Here is a 15,642-nt window from a genome sequence, read left to right on the forward strand (position 1 = left end):
TTATTGTTCCAGCCAATTATAAAAAGGAACTTGTCGTTTATATGTTGACGTCTCTTCTTTTGAAGGTGGCGCTTTTTGCTGAGAACGGAAATGCTGGCTATGCTCTTTTGCTTCTTCCGCTGTTTTCAGCCCTTTCTTTTTCCACTCAAACAGAATTCGGTCGATATAACGGAAATTTAATTTTCCTGATAAAACCGCTTCTCTTAACGCTAGGCGAATCATTTCAGCATCATGATGGTCTTGATCCATCCAGATCGAGAGTGTTTCTCCTTCAAGAGGAGACAGCGGTCTGCCAAATTCATCTTCAAATAGAGCATATAAAGACTTTTCAGCCTGCACATGAAGTTTTTGACCTTCCTTCGCTTGTTTTGCTTCTAAAAAGTCATACAGTACGCCCCATAAAGGCTCAACTGAGTATCGGTCATGCTGAATACCAGACCCGTCCTCAAACGGCTGAATCGAAATAAATCCCTTTTGAATTAAATGCTGAACCATATACGCACATTCTTCAGCTGAAATGGTCATGCCATGGGACAGCTCTTCAAATGTTTGAAAGAAAACACCTTGTTCTTCATTCATTTTAATCTTAAGCATCACCATCATTTGTGATTCATTCAGTCCTAACTGCTCATAATGAGCAATCAGCAAATTAGGCAAACTGGTCGAACCCATTTGCTGCATATTTATAAATTGCTGCCTATTCATCGGATACACCTCTTCACTTTAAGTATATCACGTTTTATTTCACGTGCCCCTTCAAAAAACGTTTGAAAAAGCCTCCATATGTTGGAGGCTTTCATGTCTTAAGGATATAAACGGTTTAATAATCTTGGGAAAGGAATGGTTTCACGCACATGCGGCGCTCCACTAATCCAAGCAACTGTACGTTCAAGTCCAAGACCAAAACCTGAATGCGGTACAGAACCATATTGTCTTAATTCTGTGTACCATTTGTAAGTTTCTTGATCTAGCCCATGTTCTTTCAATCTTGCTTCAAGCAGCTCTAGATCATGCACACGCTCAGAACCGCCAATGATCTCTCCGTAGCCTTCTGGTGCAATCAAGTCTGCACAAAGGACGACATCATCACGATCCGGTGCAGGCTGCATGTAAAATGGTTTTAATGATGTTGGGTAATGAGTGATAAACACTGGTTTATCGTAGCTTTCAGCGATCGCTGTTTCGTGAGGCGCACCGAAGTCATCTCCCCATTCAATATCGTCAAAGCCTTTTTCCTGCAAGAATTTAATCGCTTCATCGTAAGTGATGCGCGGGAATGGTGCTTTGATGTTTTCTAATTTTGCTGTATCACGGCCAAGTGTATGCAGTTCAACTTTACAGTTTTCAAGTACACTTTGAACAACATGAGTCACATAATGTTCTTGATACTCAAGGTTTTCATTAAATTCGACAAAAGCCATCTCAGGCTCGATCATCCAAAACTCAATTAAATGACGTTTTGTTTTAGATTTTTCAGCTCTAAATGTTGGGCCAAATGAGAATACTTTTCCGAGTGCCATTGCCGCAGCTTCCATGTAAAGCTGTCCACTTTGAGAAAGGTACGCATCTTCATCAAAATATTTCGTCGCAAACAGCTCCGTTGTGCCCTCAGGTGCACTTCCAGTTAAAATTGGCGGATCTACTTTCACGAAACCTTCTTGATGGAAGAATTCATATGTAGCACGAATAATTTCGTTACGAATTTTCATAATGGCATGCTGCTTTTTAGAACGAAGCCATAAATGACGGTGATCCATTAAGAATTCTGTTCCATGCTCTTTTGGTGTAATTGGATAGTCAGTTGCTTCGTGAATCACTTCAATGGATTTCACTTGCAATTCAAAACCAAGAGGTGAACGCTCGTCTTTTGTCACTTGTCCTGTCACATAGACAGATGTTTCTTGAGTGACTGATTTCGCAAGCTTAAAGACTTCCTCTTCCACTTCTGCTTTTACTACGACTCCTTGAATAAAGCCTGTCCCGTCACGCAGCTGCAAGAATGCAATTTTACCGCTTGAACGTTTATTGGCAATCCATGCGCCGATGGTTACATCTTCATCGACATGTTTGAACACTTGATTAATCGTTGTTTTCAACATAATTCCCTCCAAAGCCAGAAAGAAACTCACCTTTTCAACAGGTGTGAATCTTTTTTCATACATTTTATTATAACCGTTCTAATTCAGCATGGTCAACGCAAGACAGGAGAAACTATGGCGTTACATTTTTTTCCACGTGTCCTGTCGAGAAGTCGACATAGCTGAAGCTGTATTGATTGTTCTCATTTAAGTACGTCACTTCCCAAAGGAGTACGTCACCTTCTCTTGCTAATTGAACGTCCTTTAGCTTAGATACAGTGTTCTCCTTTTGAACGGCTTGTACTGCTTGATTTGAGGTAATGCCTTCTTTTGCTTTTTTTGCGATCACTTTTTCTTTATTGCTGGCAGGTACCCAAACATAGGTTGTTTCATTTTGTTTGTTTTTTCCTTCAACAATAAATTGTTTTTCTTTCCCGACAAAGGTTTCCACTTGCTCCACTTGTACGATGTTTGCTTGTTTTTTTGCTCGTTCAATCGCCGCCTCATGACCTTGTTCTTTTTGTCCCATGGCAATCTGATAAATCCACGTAAAACTGATGATGCCAATGAGCAAAACGAGAGCCACAACGGATGAAATGATCCAGACTATTTTTTTCATGTCAAGCTTCCCCTATGTGCGATATATCGTAAATATCGCTTGATTTTGATCTTCTTGATCTAATGCTAATCCAAACATGAGATCTTCTCTTTTAAGCGTTCTGTTCAATAAGTCAACAATTTTATACAGGTCCTCTGAATGCTTAATTTGAACAGTTGAAAGTACCTCTATTTTACTTTCCACTTCTAATTCCTCCTCGGTACGTAAATATTGTTAGTCATACTTTTCGGCGCGGGAACCGATACTATTTTTACAACGGAACACAAAAAGCCGTTACGATAAATTAACTCCAAACCCACACCAGCTAAAGGCCGCTTATGACAGCGGCTTTTCGTTGTTGAGCTTCTCTATATACGCCTCAAGTGATTCTTTTGACATCTCGTGGACTGGCGCATGAGGGAGTGATTCTAAAAATAGCTTTCCATATGAAGCGGTTTTCACTCGGCGGTCTAAAATGAGCAATGTACCTATGTCTTTTTCAGAGCGCAGCAAGCGTCCTGCACCTTGTTTAAAGGTTAGCACAGCTTCTGGGAGAGCAACGGCTTTAAACGGATTCTTCCCCTGTTTTTTAGCGGCATCACATTTTGCTTCAATGAGCGGTGAATCAGGCGGCCTGAACGGGAGACGTGCCATAATGACTGTTGTCAGCTCTGATCCAGGAAAATCGACACCTTCCCAAAAACTACCCGTACCAAGTAAAATCGCATGTTTTGCTAATTTGAACATTTTCGTTAATTTAACAGGGCTCCCGCCCGTCAGACCTTGAGCAAAAAGGGCGGCTTGCATCCCTTCTGTTTTCAGCTCTTCATACACTGCTTTTAACATCTCATGTGAATTAAACAACACCAATATCTTCGCTTGATGCTGCTTTTCCATCACCTTAATGTACCGTGCTGCTTGCTCTACATAGTCGTGCTCATCACGGTTCGTAATCGGCGGCATATCAGCTGGTACAATCACCTTGAGCTGTTTTTCAAGTTCAAACGGTGACTCAATCTGTACAAGATGCGGATAAAAATCCTGCAGACCAAATCGTTCTAAGCAATAATCAAAGCGCCCATTGATTGTGAGTGTTCCTGATGTGAGAACAACACTTTTTTTGTTCATAAAAAAACGATCAGCTAAAAGCTCTCCTGTATCTAGCGGCTGTGCATGCATAAAGACAGCATTTTTGGCACCCTTTGCATCAATCTCAATCCAAACCGTTTCATCGTTTTTCGGTTCAAAAATAAACCGGTACAGCGTACTGCAAAATGTATGCATAAACGACATCACTTGATCGTATTCCTCTGCTTCAAACGCAAAGTGTTCTGTCAGCTGATCACTTTTTTGAAGAAGCTCGCTTTTTTGCTGCTCATACAGCTTTTCACAAGCAATTAACAAGGAACAAAGCTTACTTGCCGTCTCTTTAATCCGTTTCCACTGCGCATGCTTCGAATGATGACGTACTCTATGAATGAGACGATTGATGTCTGCTTTTGGTTTTGTCCTTTTGACAAAAGAATGAACTGTACTAAAGAAGGCGTCACTTTCCATTTGAAGCTGATGAAGATACTCATCCATTTCGATAAAGGTGTCCGTCTGTAAACCTGCACCGTGAAATCTCTTTTTCAGCTTGTTTAAAAGACCGCCCTGTAAGGAGCCAAGCTGCGTTAATTTCGCATGAAGCTGGATATACGACGCACTATCTCCTAGTGTTTCATTGGCTGTTTTCTCAAATTGATGAGCCTCGTCAATCACATATACGTCTGCATGCTGAAAGATAGACGATGCTTCCGTTTGTGATAAGAGCAGGCGATGATTTGTTAAAATTAAATTGGCTGTTTTGGCTCTTTTTTTGGCGCGTTCATAAAAGCAGTATTCTTTAAAGCGGCGCTTTTTTGATGTAAACGGCATGTGCACACACGAAATACGGTCTTTTATATTGGCAGCTCCTGACGGTAAATTCAGTTCAGATAAATCACCCGTTTCTGTGACAAGAAGCCACATTAATATTTGCGCCTTCGTTAAGACCACATCATAGTTATCATCTTCCTCATGCAGCACATGCTCAAACTTATCTAAGCAAATATAATGCGCCCGTCCTTTGAATACACAGGCAGCTGGCTCAAACGGAAGCAATTGATTTAAAATCGGCACATCGCGCTGAAGCATTTGCTGCTGCAAAAGAATGGAATATGTACTAATAATGACAGGTTTTCCTGATTTCTTTGCCTCTAGTGCAGCTGGTATGAGGTATGCCAGCGTTTTTCCAATACCTGGTGCCGCTTCAATTAAAGCATAGGCCCTTTCATGAAACACATCTCTCACTTTATTCATCATCGTGAGCTGGCCTTCTCTTACTTCATAGCCTTCCACTGTTTGGGGAAGCTTCTTTTTGATCTCCTCAAACAGCTGTTCATCGTCTTCCCCTACTGAATCTGTCGTATCCGTTTCAGGGTTGGTGACATCTTTTACAGCAAAAGAGCCCACTTCTACCAAAGAATCTTCACGGCTAGCACGACTCGTTTCAAGCTGCTGTATTAAAAGTCCTATATCGCTTAAGAGATAAGAGGATAATCTGCGCAGCTGCTTTAGCACATTTGGCGGTGTATGTGTTAATTGATGTAATAAGGTTAAAAATAACATGGCAGTAACTTCCGCATCACTATCCGCCCGGTGCGGGTGGTCATGTGGAAGCATGAGCTCTTCACTTAATTCAGTGAGCTTATAACCTTCAAGCTCTGGATAAAGAATTCTAGAAATCTCAACTGTATCAATCGCTAGCACATCCAGCTCATTTTTCCCGCATGCTTTTAGTTCATCATTTAAAAAATTCAAGTCAAAATGAACATTGTGCGCAACAAAATAAGCGCCTTGAATAAGATCATACACCTCTTGGGCAATGTCCTCAAAAAACACTGCATCGTTAACCATGTGCTGCTGAATACCTGTCAGCTGTTCAATAAATCCAGGGATCGCTTTTCCCGGGTTCACATATTTTGAATACCGTTCGACAATTTGTCCATTTTCAATGACCACCGCAGCAATTTGAATGATTTTATCACCCTTTTTGGGTGAATTTCCGGTGGTTTCAATATCAACGACAACAAACCTTTGATCGGCCATAAAATGGACACCTCAATTCCTCGTTTCACTCGAAGTGAAACACGCTCTGGGCAAAATAGCTGAAACAGAACAGCTTCTTTTCTTAAAACTGTTCTGTTTCCTTGCAGCATGCGTTATAAAATCGTTCTCGCAGGCTCTTGCCCAATCATTTGTTCAATTTGATTTTGTTTATTTAATACGACCACTTTTGGTGTATGTGTCTTTGCTTCTTCTTCTGAGAGCATCCCATAAGCGATAATAATCACTTCATCCCCCGGCTGAACCAATCTTGCTGCCGCGCCATTTAGACAAATGACACCGCTCTTTCTTTCACCAGGAATAATATATGTTTCAAGTCTCGCGCCATTGTGATTATTGACAATCTGTACTTTCTCATTTGCCATCATGCCTGCCGCATCAAGTAAATCTTCGTCAATGGTGATACTTCCTACATAATGTAAGTTTGCTTCTGTTACCGTCGCTTTATGAAGTTTAGAGGTCATAAAGGTTCTATACATGTTTTTCACCGCTTTCAGGAACATGGAATATCACATTATCAATCAGCCTTGCCCGTGAGAATTTCACCGCAATCGCAATGATGACCTGACCTGCCAACTGCTGAAGCGGCTCAAGCTCTGGATAGGAGTAGATCTCAATATAATCGATTTCCCCGCTCGTTTGAAGAATTTCCTCTTCTACCAACTGATAAATACGACTGACGTCACGTTCACCTTTTTCAACCGCTGACTGTCCTTTTTTCAATGCGCGGTACAAAGCAGGTGCTTCTTGTCTTTCTTTTTCAGATAAGTACACATTTCTTGAACTTTTCGCTAAACCGTTTTCTTCTCTAACTGTCGGCACAGATACAAGGTGAAGATCAAAGAAGAAATCCTTGATCATCGCATCGATCACAGCGACTTGCTGTGCATCCTTTAGACCAAAGTATACATTTGTTGGTGCTACAAGATGAAATAGCTTTGTAAGCACAGTGACAACGCCATCGAAATGTCCTGGACGTTTTTTCCCGCATAAGACATCAGTCCGCTTTTGAACCGTCATCGTGATAGATGGATCATTTGGATACATTTCTTTCACATCAGGTGTAAATAATATATCCACACCTGCTTCTTCTGCAAGGCGCTGATCTCTTTCCATATCCCTTGGATAGGATTCAAAGTCTTCGTTCGGTCCAAATTGCAAAGGATTGACAAAGATGCTCATTACCACAATGTCATTTTGATCCCTTGCTTCTTTCGCGAGCGTCAGATGTCCTTCATGAAGAAAGCCCATCGTTGGGACAAAGCCGATGGAATGCTGTTTTTCTTGATGATGTTTGATCCATTCTTTCAGCTCGTGAATATGGGTGACAACGTTCATTTTTTCATACCCCCATATAAACCATTAAGGACTTCTTCTTTGATATGAAATGTATGCTTGTCTTCTGGAAATGTGTGTGCTTTTACTTCTTTCGTATATTGAATAAGCGCTTCTTCTAGTATAGTATCAATTTGCGCGTATTGTTTCACAAACTTAGGTGTTCTAGACACCCCGTATCCTACCACATCATGGTAAACGAGAACTTGTCCGTCTGCCTCAGCTCCTGCACCAATCCCGATGACAGGAATTTTCAGCATGTCGGTAATTCGTTTTGTCAGTTCACCAGGTACGCATTCAAGCACAAGTGCAATCGCACCAGCTTCCTCACATTTTAAGCTGTCTTCAATCAATTTCTGCGCACTTTCGTGGTCTTTTCCTTGCACTTTATATCCGCCAAGTACTCCAACTGACTGAGGTGTGAGGCCTAAATGACTGACGACAGGAATCCCGCCTCTTGTGAGAGCTTGAATGGATTCAAATACGCCATCTCCGCCTTCTAGCTTTAAGGCATCCGCACCGCTTTCTTGCATGATGCGTGCTGCGTTTTTCAATGTTTCTGCTAATGAATAATGGTAAGACATAAATGGCATATCCGTCACAATAAATGTGTCTTTTGCGCCTCTTTTCACTGCTTTTGTGTGATGAATCATGTCATCGATTGTGACTTGTACTGTCGAATCGAGTCCAAGTACAACCATCCCAAGTGAATCACCAACTAAGATCATGTCGACTTCCGCTTTTTCTGCTTGCTTTGCAGATGGATAGTCGTATGCTGTCAGCATCACAATCGGTTCGTTTTGTTCTTTCATTTTGAAAAAATCTAGCTTTGTCTTCATTTGTTCCTCCTCATTCTGGAGAGGAGATGGCTTGCCTCACATCACATGTTTTGATCTCTCATGCGCGGCGAATCATCCCTCTGTCCAAGTCCCTTAGGATCAAGGCAGAAATTTATCAAATTTTTGTTTCTACAGGTACAGCTCTTTTTCAGATACTGCCCACACGAAGTATATCAAAAATGTGCCGGGTGTTCCACTTAAGTTGACTTTATCTCGATGTCTGCGGAGTAGATTTTTTGAATACCTTCCTCCGTTTCAAGCAATAAAACACCTTCTTCATTGATTCCGAGCGCTTTTCCAGTGTATTGCCCATTGACGGTGCGGGCAACAATATGCTGACCGATCGTCATCGCAAACGATTCCCATAATTGTTTAATCGGTGTAAATCCATGCTTCATATAATCGTCATACCTTTTTTCAAAGGTGGACATGATCTGTTGTATGAGGGCAGCACGGTCCACTTTTTCATTCAGTTCCATTCGCAGGCTTGTGGCGACATCCTTTAGTTCATCCGGAAAGTCATCAGCCGTTTGGTTCACATTAATGCCCGGGCCAATAATCACCGCATGAACCTGGTCCGCCTCTGCTTTTAATTCAGTCAGAATGCCAACGACCTTTTTCCCGTTTAACAAAATATCGTTTGGCCATTTAATGGATGGACTGAGTCCTGTTTGCTCTGCAATGGCTTCTGCGATGGCTACAGATGCTAAAAGCGTCATCTGCGGCGCTTTGTGCAGCGGAATTTCAGGCCGTAGAACGAGACTCATCCAGATGCCTGTCCCATTTGGTGAATGCCACGTTCTTTGAAGGCGGCCTTTCCCATTTGTCTGATGATCACTGACAACGAGCGTACCGTGGGGCGCACCTTCATTTACAAGATCATGGGCAATCAGCTGTGTGGAGGCGACTTCTTTCTGAAAATAAATGTGCCTGCCAAAGCTCTCTGTTTCTAGACCAAACAGAATTTCATCCTCACTAATTTTGTCCGGTTTACGAAGCAGGCGGTACCCCTTTCTTCTGACGGCTTCTACCTCATAGCCCTCTTTTCTGAGGCCCTCTATATGCTTCCAGACAGCCGTTCGAGAACAGCCAAGCTCATCACATATTTGCTGACTTGAGACAAAGTCCTCACTTGATGCTGTAAATAGTTCGATTAATCGTTTTCTAATTGCTGATCGCATGCTGTAAGCCACTCCTCTATGGCTTCTTTTCGGTTTTCCAAATGATTTTGCAGAACGGCTTTTTTCACCAAATCGAGCTCTTCTGCGATCCATTTTCCTGATGTCTTTTGCCGAAAGGCCATTAAATCTTTTCCTGAAACAGCGAGGTCTTGAAGCGTTTTAATCGGCAGGGCATCATAAGAACGCTTCGCTGCCTCAAGCTCGTCAAAGAAAATGCGACGCTCGTGTTTTAGCTGTGAGATCTTCAAACTAGATAAGAGCACGTGTTCACCAGCCTCAAACATCTTCTCCGCATCCCAGTCACAATCGACGTATTGGCTAATCGCCACCGCGTCTTTCAAAAGCTTTGTTGACAGCTTCCATTCTTTTAAGAAGAGCACAGCCTCCGCTTCATCTAAGCCAAGCAAATGGATAACAGCCCCCCATACTTCTTCTAGTCCATCCAGTAAATAATACGGAAATGATTGAAAGGATTCTTGCAGACCATCCTTTTTGAGACCCGGCAATTCTTCATACAATTTGGTAGAAATGAGCACCTTAATCGCCCGCTCACAATAACGGCCTTTTAAAAGCTTCTCCATTTCAATCTTTTTGCGTTCAACTGATATGTTGGCAAGCAGGTGCTTATCTTTTTTCATCGCTTCAGCCGTTTCTGCAGCGAGCTCAAAGCCAAGCTGGCTTAAAAAACGGACCGCTCTCATCATACGAAGCGCGTCTTCCTGAAAGCGGCACGCAGGATCTCCTACGGTTTGAATTCGTTTCCGCTCAATATCCTGTTTGCCCCCTACATGGTCAATGATCTCCCCATTTATATCCATGGCCATCGCATTGATCGTTAAATCTCTTCTTAAAAGATCTTCCTTCAATGATGTGATAAACGCCACTTCTTTCGGTCTGCGAAAATCTTCATATTCTGATTCAGTTCGAAACGTCGTCACCTCATAGCTGACCCCATCATGTAACACGATGACAGTGCCATGCTCTTTGCCAACATCAACTGTTTTTTCAAATAAGGATTCGACCGTATCAGGCGTTGCATCTGTTGCTATATCGATGTCGCCGATTTCCCTGCCTAAAAGGACATCTCTCACTGCTCCGCCGACAAAGTAAGCCTGATGCCCATGTTCGTGCAGTGTATGTAAAATAGGGATCGCATGTGTGAATGGTTCATTCATGTTCATCATCACCTTCGATCAATTCTAGGTAAAGCTTTTCATATTCACTCACAATTTTTTCAGAAGAGAAATGGCCCTGAACACTAGACTGAGCCGACGCAGACACTTGTTCATGAAGCGCTTTGTCTTTGAGTATAGAGACTGCGTGTTTAGCTGCCGCGTCTATATCGCCGAGCGGGACAAGGAAACCTGTTTCTCCATGTGTAATGACCTCTGGAATCCCGCCAACATCAGTCCCAATACATGGGACACCGCATGCCATCGCCTCAAGAAGCACAAGTCCGAAGCTCTCTTTCTCAGAAAGAAGCAGCTTCAAATCACTGATGGAATACAGCTCTTCTACTTTCTCTTGCTTTCCTAAAAATAACACGCGGTCTGTCAGCCCCAGTTTTTTCACGAGTTCGCATACGACCGATTTTTCAGGACCATCACCGATGAGCAGCAGCTTTGCCTGCACCTGTTCTGAGATCTTTTTAAACACATGAACGACATCATGCACCCGTTTGACCTTTCGAAAATTTGATACATGGATGACGACCTTATCGTCCGGTAAAAGACCATAATGTGTCTTTAGCACTTCGTGATCTTCGCGCAAATACACCCGTTCATCGACAAAATTATGGATCGTCTCGATCTTTTTATTTGGTTTGATGAGGTCGTACGTCTGCGCAGCTAATGAATGCGACACCGCCGTTACCCGGTCTGATGATTCGATCGCAAATCGAATGACTTCCTTTAGTGATGGATCATAGCCTAATACCGTAATATCCGTCCCGTGAAGCGTCGTGACGACTTTCACAGAGTGTCCCGTCATCTGCTTCGCTAAGAACGCACAGACGGCGTGCGGAACCGCATAATGCGCGTGAATAATATCAAGCTTCTCTCGTTTTGCGACTTCTGCCAATTTACTTGCTAATGCAAGGTCATAAGGCGGATATTGAAAAACAGCATATTGATTGACATCCACCTCATGAAAATAAATATTCGGATACACTTTATTGAGCCTAAACGGAATACTTGAGGTAATGAAATGAACATCGTGCCCTTTTTCAGCTAAACGTTTTCCAAGTTCCGTAGCAATAATGCCCGAGCCGCCGACACTTGGATAACAAGTGATTCCGACCTTCAGTTTTTTCATAATTACCCCCCAAGTAAGTCGTCATCTATCAAAAGTGGTTTCTTTGTGATAAACCCTTCTGCATAAGCTTTATTGACTTCCCTTCCATACATAGACTCTCTCATTTTGACAAAATCAATATAACCGTTCACAAGAGGTGTCTCAACTGAATTCGCCGATTTAACAAATTGACTTTTATACGCATGCAAGCTATCAATTTTTTGGTGCATTTCCTCAGAAATATCAATCACAAAATCTGGACGATGATGGCCGTTAATCATGTAATAATACATCTGACTTATTTTATGCGCTGGCTGCTTGTATGAATCTTCAAATTTATGTATACCTGCCGAAAAAGCAGCCTCTTCTACAAGTGAGCCCGCATGACCATGATCTGGATGCCGATCTTGGTGATGCGGAGCAAAAATCAGTTTCGGCTTGTATGTTCGAATCACGCCTGCAATGTCCTTCATCGCTTCGTCATTTAGATAAAGTCCTCTGTCTGGCAGTGTGAGCTGGATTCGCGTTGACACACCTAAAATGGCGGCAGCAGCTTTTGCTTCCTCTTTACGGCTCTCTACCGTTCCATTCGAAGATAATTCGGCCTGGGTCAAGTCGCAAATCCCGACACGCGCCCCTTTTTTTACGTATTTTGCAATCGTTCCGCCCATACCGATCTCAACATCATCGCTGTGGGCACCGAATGCAAGGATATCAAGTCGTTTCATTTGTTCCTCCGTTTTTTGCTACATCTCGAAAATCAAACGTGCCTTTATTTAAATTCCTGACTAAAATTTCAGCGGTCCCCATATTGGTGGCTAGTGGAATGGTATACACATCACAAAGCCGAATGAGTGCAGATACATCCGGTTCATGCGGCTGCGCGGTAAGCGGGTCTCTAAAAAAGAGCACAAGATCCATTGCATTATCAGCAATTAAAGCACCAATCTGCTGATCTCCTCCAAGTGGTCCTGACTGGAAACGATGAATGGGAAGCCCCGTCGCTTCTTTCACTCTCAAACCTGTTGTCCCTGTTGCGTAAAGTGTATGATCTGCCAATATATCACGGTACGCAATGGCAAATTGGATCATGTCACTTTTTTTCTTATCGTGAGCGATTAAAGCAATGTTCATCAGGAATCCACTCCTTATTAGTCGATGATATTTTCTAAACCATAGACGAGCTGATCAATGTGCATGACCTGTTCAACTGAAAGCTTCACACCTGACATAAATGATGCACGGTTATAAGAATCATGGCGAATTGTGAGCGTCTGTCCGTCCATTCCAAACAGTACTTCTTGATGTGCAATCATACCCGGAAGTCTTACGCTGTGCAGACGGATACCGTCATAATCTGCGCCTCGTGCACCTTCGATTAATTCTTTCTCTTCTGGATGTCCCTGCTTTTTGCTTTCTCTGACTTCTGCAATCATTTCAGCTGTTTTAAGCCCTGTACCGCTCGGAGCATCTAGTTTTTTATCATGGTGAAGCTCAATGATTTCAACGTCAGGAAAGTAATTCGCTGCCATTTTGGCAAACTTCATCATTAAGACCGCACCGACAGCAAAGTTTGGCGCAATAATACAGCCTATGCCCTTTTCTTCTGTTAATTGCTGTAGCTCTTTCAGGTCAGCTTCAGAAAATCCAGTGGTTCCTACGACTGGTCGGACGCCATGTTCAAGTGCCTTTTTTGTATGTACTTTCCCGATTTCTGGTGTCGTCAAATCAATTAATACATCAGGTGCTGTCTCTGAAAGACACACATCAATATCTGTATAAATTGGCGCCTCAGATGTCGTATGAATCACATCAGATAATTTTTTTCCTTCGTGCGCGTGATCAAGGGCTGCCACAAGCTCAAAATGGCTCGTTTCTTCTGCCAGCTTCACAGCCTCTATCCCCATTCTTCCTCTTGCTCCAGCGATTACTACTTTGATGGTTTGGTTCGTCATCGTCTCTACTTCCCTTCTTTTTTCGTCCAGCGGTCTTTGTCTCTTGTATTGAATTTATGCATCACACGATCGTGTGCTTCCTCTAGTGATATATCTAGTGAATTAGCGAGGCATGTTAACACAAACAAAACATCGCCAATTTCTTCTTCCATGCTTTTTTCTGTTTCCGTTGTTTTTTTCGGCTTTTCTCCATAGTAATGGTTAACCTCTCTTGCTAGCTCGCCTAATTCTTCTGTCAGACGGGCCATCATGGCAAGCGGGCTGAAATAGCCTTCTTTAAATTGTCCTATGTAATCATCTACTTCTTGCTGCACGTGACGCAGCGTTTTTTCATTCGTCATGAAGCTCATCCTCCTATCCATCTCTTACATGTTAGCGAAATCATAAATATTTGACAAATGTTTAAGACTCAGTTTGCTTGTTTCTCTCCCATACCATATAATATTATCGCTGTCTAAGCAAAAAAAGGAGTGGTCTCTTGCTAAAAGAAATTCGTCTTAAAAATATCGTATTTATTTTAATAGGATCTGCGATTTTTTCTTTCGGTCTTGTTCATTTTAATATGCAGAACAATTTGGCGGAAGGCGGATTTACAGGTATTACACTGCTTCTATATTTTCTATTTCACATTGATCCATCCATTTCAAACCTTGTCTTAAACATTCCGATCTTTTTTATCGGCTGGAAAATGCTCGGCAGAACCATGTTTACTTATACAATTGTAGGAACCGTCAGTCTTTCTGTCTTTCTTGCCATCTTCCAGCGCTTTCAAATACATATGCCTCTCCAGCACGATTTGGCTCTAGCCGCGCTCTTTGCTGGTGTGTTTATCGGAACAGGCCTCGGGATCATCTTTAAGTTCGGCGGTACAACCGGCGGCGTGGACATCATCGCAAGACTCATCAACAAGCATTATCAGGTGGCCATGGGACGAACAATGTTCATCTTCGACGCATGTGTCATTACGATTTCTCTTACTTATTTAAATTACAAAGAAGCCATGTATACACTCGTCGCAGTGTTTGTTGCCGCAAAGGTCATTGACTTCATGCAAGAAGGCGCTTACGCAGCCAAAGGCGCCATGATTATCTCTGAAAAAGATGACATCATTCAAAAGAAAATCACAGAGGAAATGGAGCGCGGTGTGACCATTTTAAAAGGGGTTGGTTCCTATACAAAACAGGAGCGCAACGTCCTTTATTGCGTCGTCCCGAAAAACGAGCTTGTCCATCTCAAAAGCGTCGTGACCTCAGTCGATCCTCATGCATTTGTATCCGTCAGTGACGTGCATGATGTGCTTGGTGAAGGCTTCACATTAGATGAACACAAAAAGCCGCTTAATCCGCATTAAAAAAAGAAGCCCAAAAATGGTGCTTCTTTTTTTATGATTTCGGATAATCAGCCTGACGCTTTTGCTTCTTCTCTTTTTCAGCACGGTATTTCCGAAACCCAACATACGTTAACGTTAATAAAATGATACTCCCTGTTGTTAAAATGACCCATAAAAGCGATGGATCAGCTTCATCTTGATCGACGTGAGCAAACACACTCGATAAATCCTCTTCGAGCTTCGTGAGACGCTCAAGCTTTGTCCCACTTGATGCTTTTAAAAATTCACCTTGCTCAATCACTTCCATATGCTGCTTAATCGTTTGCAGCTTTTCAGGCGAAACATCAATGGTTAAACTAGGGTATATCATATCGTATAAAGAAACCAGCTCATTCCAAGTTTCATAAAACGTCGTCGACTCCGGATCCCTCACTTCTTTTTTCAAAGTAGGAAAAGACCCCATAATGGGCTTCTCCAGCGAACCCCAAAGAGGCTCAGAGTCTGACTGGATCGCATCGAGCAGCATTCTAAACTGAGAGGCATAACGAAGCTTTTCGCGCTCATTCAATTCTTCCTGCGGCAGCCCTTTTATAATATCTTGATAGCCAAGTGTAATTTGCCGAATCTGCGTATTTGTCAGAGTACCACGCCAATTCTCAGCTTTAAATGTCTTTTCAACATACAATGCGACCTGTAACGCCTCATCATATTTAGCTTGTCTCGTTAATTGAAAGATTGAATCTGATAGTTCCGTTAATTCTTGCAGCACGTTAGCGGCTGTTTCCTCGCCTTTGGCAACAGATGGCTGTAATACGAGAAAAAATAATAGAATCATCGCGATTGGCTTTCGTTTCATGCAAGTCCCTCCTAGCCCTTCTCCATACAGC

General features: G+C 42.4%; 17 protein-coding genes. 1 reads left to right on the top strand and 16 read right to left on the bottom strand.

Features of this window, described 5'->3' with window-relative positions; all coding sequences use genetic code 11:
* The 15 genes from MKZ03_RS09820 to MKZ03_RS09890 all read right to left on the bottom strand — a co-directional run bounded on the left by MKZ03_RS09820 (window position 1) and on the right by MKZ03_RS09890 (window position 13,766).
* The gene (locus MKZ03_RS09820; RefSeq protein WP_034661036.1) at window positions 1-705 is read right to left on the bottom strand and encodes a DnaD domain-containing protein; all 705 of its coding nucleotides are present in this window, start codon (window positions 703-705) and stop codon (window positions 1-3) included.
* Window positions 706-803: 98 nt separating this feature from the next.
* Window positions 804-2,096 (bottom strand): asparagine--tRNA ligase, encoded by a 1,293-nt coding sequence (gene asnS, locus MKZ03_RS09825; protein WP_095285348.1) that lies wholly within the window; start codon window positions 2,094-2,096, stop codon window positions 804-806.
* A 115-nt stretch (window positions 2,097-2,211) separates the two neighbouring features.
* Window positions 2,212-2,697, bottom strand: coding sequence for a cell wall elongation/penicillin-binding protein regulator TseB (gene tseB, locus MKZ03_RS09830; RefSeq protein ID WP_060596725.1), 486 nt, complete (start codon window positions 2,695-2,697; stop codon window positions 2,212-2,214).
* A gap of 12 nt (window positions 2,698-2,709) precedes the next feature.
* Window positions 2,710-2,880: a YpmA family protein gene (locus MKZ03_RS09835; protein WP_008344594.1), complete on the bottom strand. Its 171-nt coding sequence runs from the start codon at window positions 2,878-2,880 to the stop codon at window positions 2,710-2,712.
* A gap of 132 nt (window positions 2,881-3,012) precedes the next feature.
* Entirely contained in the window at window positions 3,013-5,805 is a 2,793-nt protein-coding gene (gene dinG, locus MKZ03_RS09840; protein WP_034661040.1) for an ATP-dependent DNA helicase DinG, read from the bottom strand.
* A gap of 113 nt (window positions 5,806-5,918) precedes the next feature.
* Window positions 5,919-6,302, bottom strand: coding sequence for an aspartate 1-decarboxylase (panD, locus tag MKZ03_RS09845; RefSeq protein WP_024422780.1), 384 nt, complete (start codon window positions 6,300-6,302; stop codon window positions 5,919-5,921).
* On the bottom strand, window positions 6,295-7,161 hold the full coding sequence (gene panC, locus MKZ03_RS09850; protein WP_307499821.1) for a pantoate--beta-alanine ligase: 867 nt from the start codon (window positions 7,159-7,161) through the stop codon (window positions 6,295-6,297). The genes panD and panC overlap by 8 nt, the downstream gene beginning before the upstream one ends.
* The gene (gene panB / locus MKZ03_RS09855; protein WP_341031698.1) at window positions 7,158-7,997 is read right to left on the bottom strand and encodes a 3-methyl-2-oxobutanoate hydroxymethyltransferase; all 840 of its coding nucleotides are present in this window, start codon (window positions 7,995-7,997) and stop codon (window positions 7,158-7,160) included. Before panB ends, panC begins: the two co-directional genes overlap by 4 nt.
* 197 nt (window positions 7,998-8,194) lie before the next feature.
* Complete coding sequence (locus tag MKZ03_RS09860; RefSeq protein ID WP_034661046.1) at window positions 8,195-9,178, bottom strand: biotin--[acetyl-CoA-carboxylase] ligase; 984 nt, start codon at window positions 9,176-9,178, stop codon at window positions 8,195-8,197.
* The gene (locus tag MKZ03_RS09865; protein WP_106039205.1) at window positions 9,151-10,353 is read right to left on the bottom strand and encodes a CCA tRNA nucleotidyltransferase; all 1,203 of its coding nucleotides are present in this window, start codon (window positions 10,351-10,353) and stop codon (window positions 9,151-9,153) included. The genes MKZ03_RS09860 and MKZ03_RS09865 overlap by 28 nt, the downstream gene beginning before the upstream one ends.
* Window positions 10,346-11,491, bottom strand: coding sequence for an N-acetyl-alpha-D-glucosaminyl L-malate synthase BshA (gene bshA / locus MKZ03_RS09870; RefSeq protein ID WP_106039206.1), 1,146 nt, complete (start codon window positions 11,489-11,491; stop codon window positions 10,346-10,348). Before bshA ends, MKZ03_RS09865 begins: the two co-directional genes overlap by 8 nt.
* A gap of 2 nt (window positions 11,492-11,493) precedes the next feature.
* Window positions 11,494-12,198 carry a bacillithiol biosynthesis deacetylase BshB1 gene (bshB1, locus tag MKZ03_RS09875; RefSeq protein WP_034661049.1) on the bottom strand — a complete coding sequence of 235 codons (705 nt, stop codon included), beginning with the start codon at window positions 12,196-12,198 and terminating at the stop codon, window positions 11,494-11,496.
* The gene (mgsA, locus tag MKZ03_RS09880; protein ID WP_012010363.1) at window positions 12,185-12,604 is read right to left on the bottom strand and encodes a methylglyoxal synthase; all 420 of its coding nucleotides are present in this window, start codon (window positions 12,602-12,604) and stop codon (window positions 12,185-12,187) included. The genes bshB1 and mgsA overlap by 14 nt, the downstream gene beginning before the upstream one ends.
* 17 nt (window positions 12,605-12,621) lie before the next feature.
* Window positions 12,622-13,425 carry a 4-hydroxy-tetrahydrodipicolinate reductase gene (gene dapB, locus MKZ03_RS09885; RefSeq protein ID WP_058014826.1) on the bottom strand — a complete coding sequence of 268 codons (804 nt, stop codon included), beginning with the start codon at window positions 13,423-13,425 and terminating at the stop codon, window positions 12,622-12,624.
* Window positions 13,426-13,430: 5 nt separating this feature from the next.
* Entirely contained in the window at window positions 13,431-13,766 is a 336-nt protein-coding gene (locus MKZ03_RS09890; protein ID WP_003215805.1) for a nucleotide pyrophosphohydrolase, read from the bottom strand.
* A 137-nt stretch (window positions 13,767-13,903) separates the two neighbouring features.
* Between MKZ03_RS09890 and MKZ03_RS09895 the strand changes: the two genes are divergently transcribed.
* Complete coding sequence (locus tag MKZ03_RS09895) at window positions 13,904-14,776, top strand: YitT family protein (protein ID WP_003215598.1); 873 nt, start codon at window positions 13,904-13,906, stop codon at window positions 14,774-14,776.
* Window positions 14,777-14,807: 31 nt separating this feature from the next.
* On the opposite strand, the gene ypjB is transcribed toward MKZ03_RS09895, so the two are convergent.
* Window positions 14,808-15,611 (bottom strand): sporulation protein YpjB, encoded by an 804-nt coding sequence (gene ypjB, locus MKZ03_RS09900; RefSeq protein ID WP_060596735.1) that lies wholly within the window; start codon window positions 15,609-15,611, stop codon window positions 14,808-14,810.
* Window positions 15,612-15,642: the final 31 nt, after the last annotated feature.

Origin of the sequence: Bacillus sp. FSL R5-0431 (assembly GCF_038002985.1) — a bacterium.
Taxonomy (GTDB): Bacteria; Bacillota; Bacilli; order Bacillales; family Bacillaceae; genus Bacillus.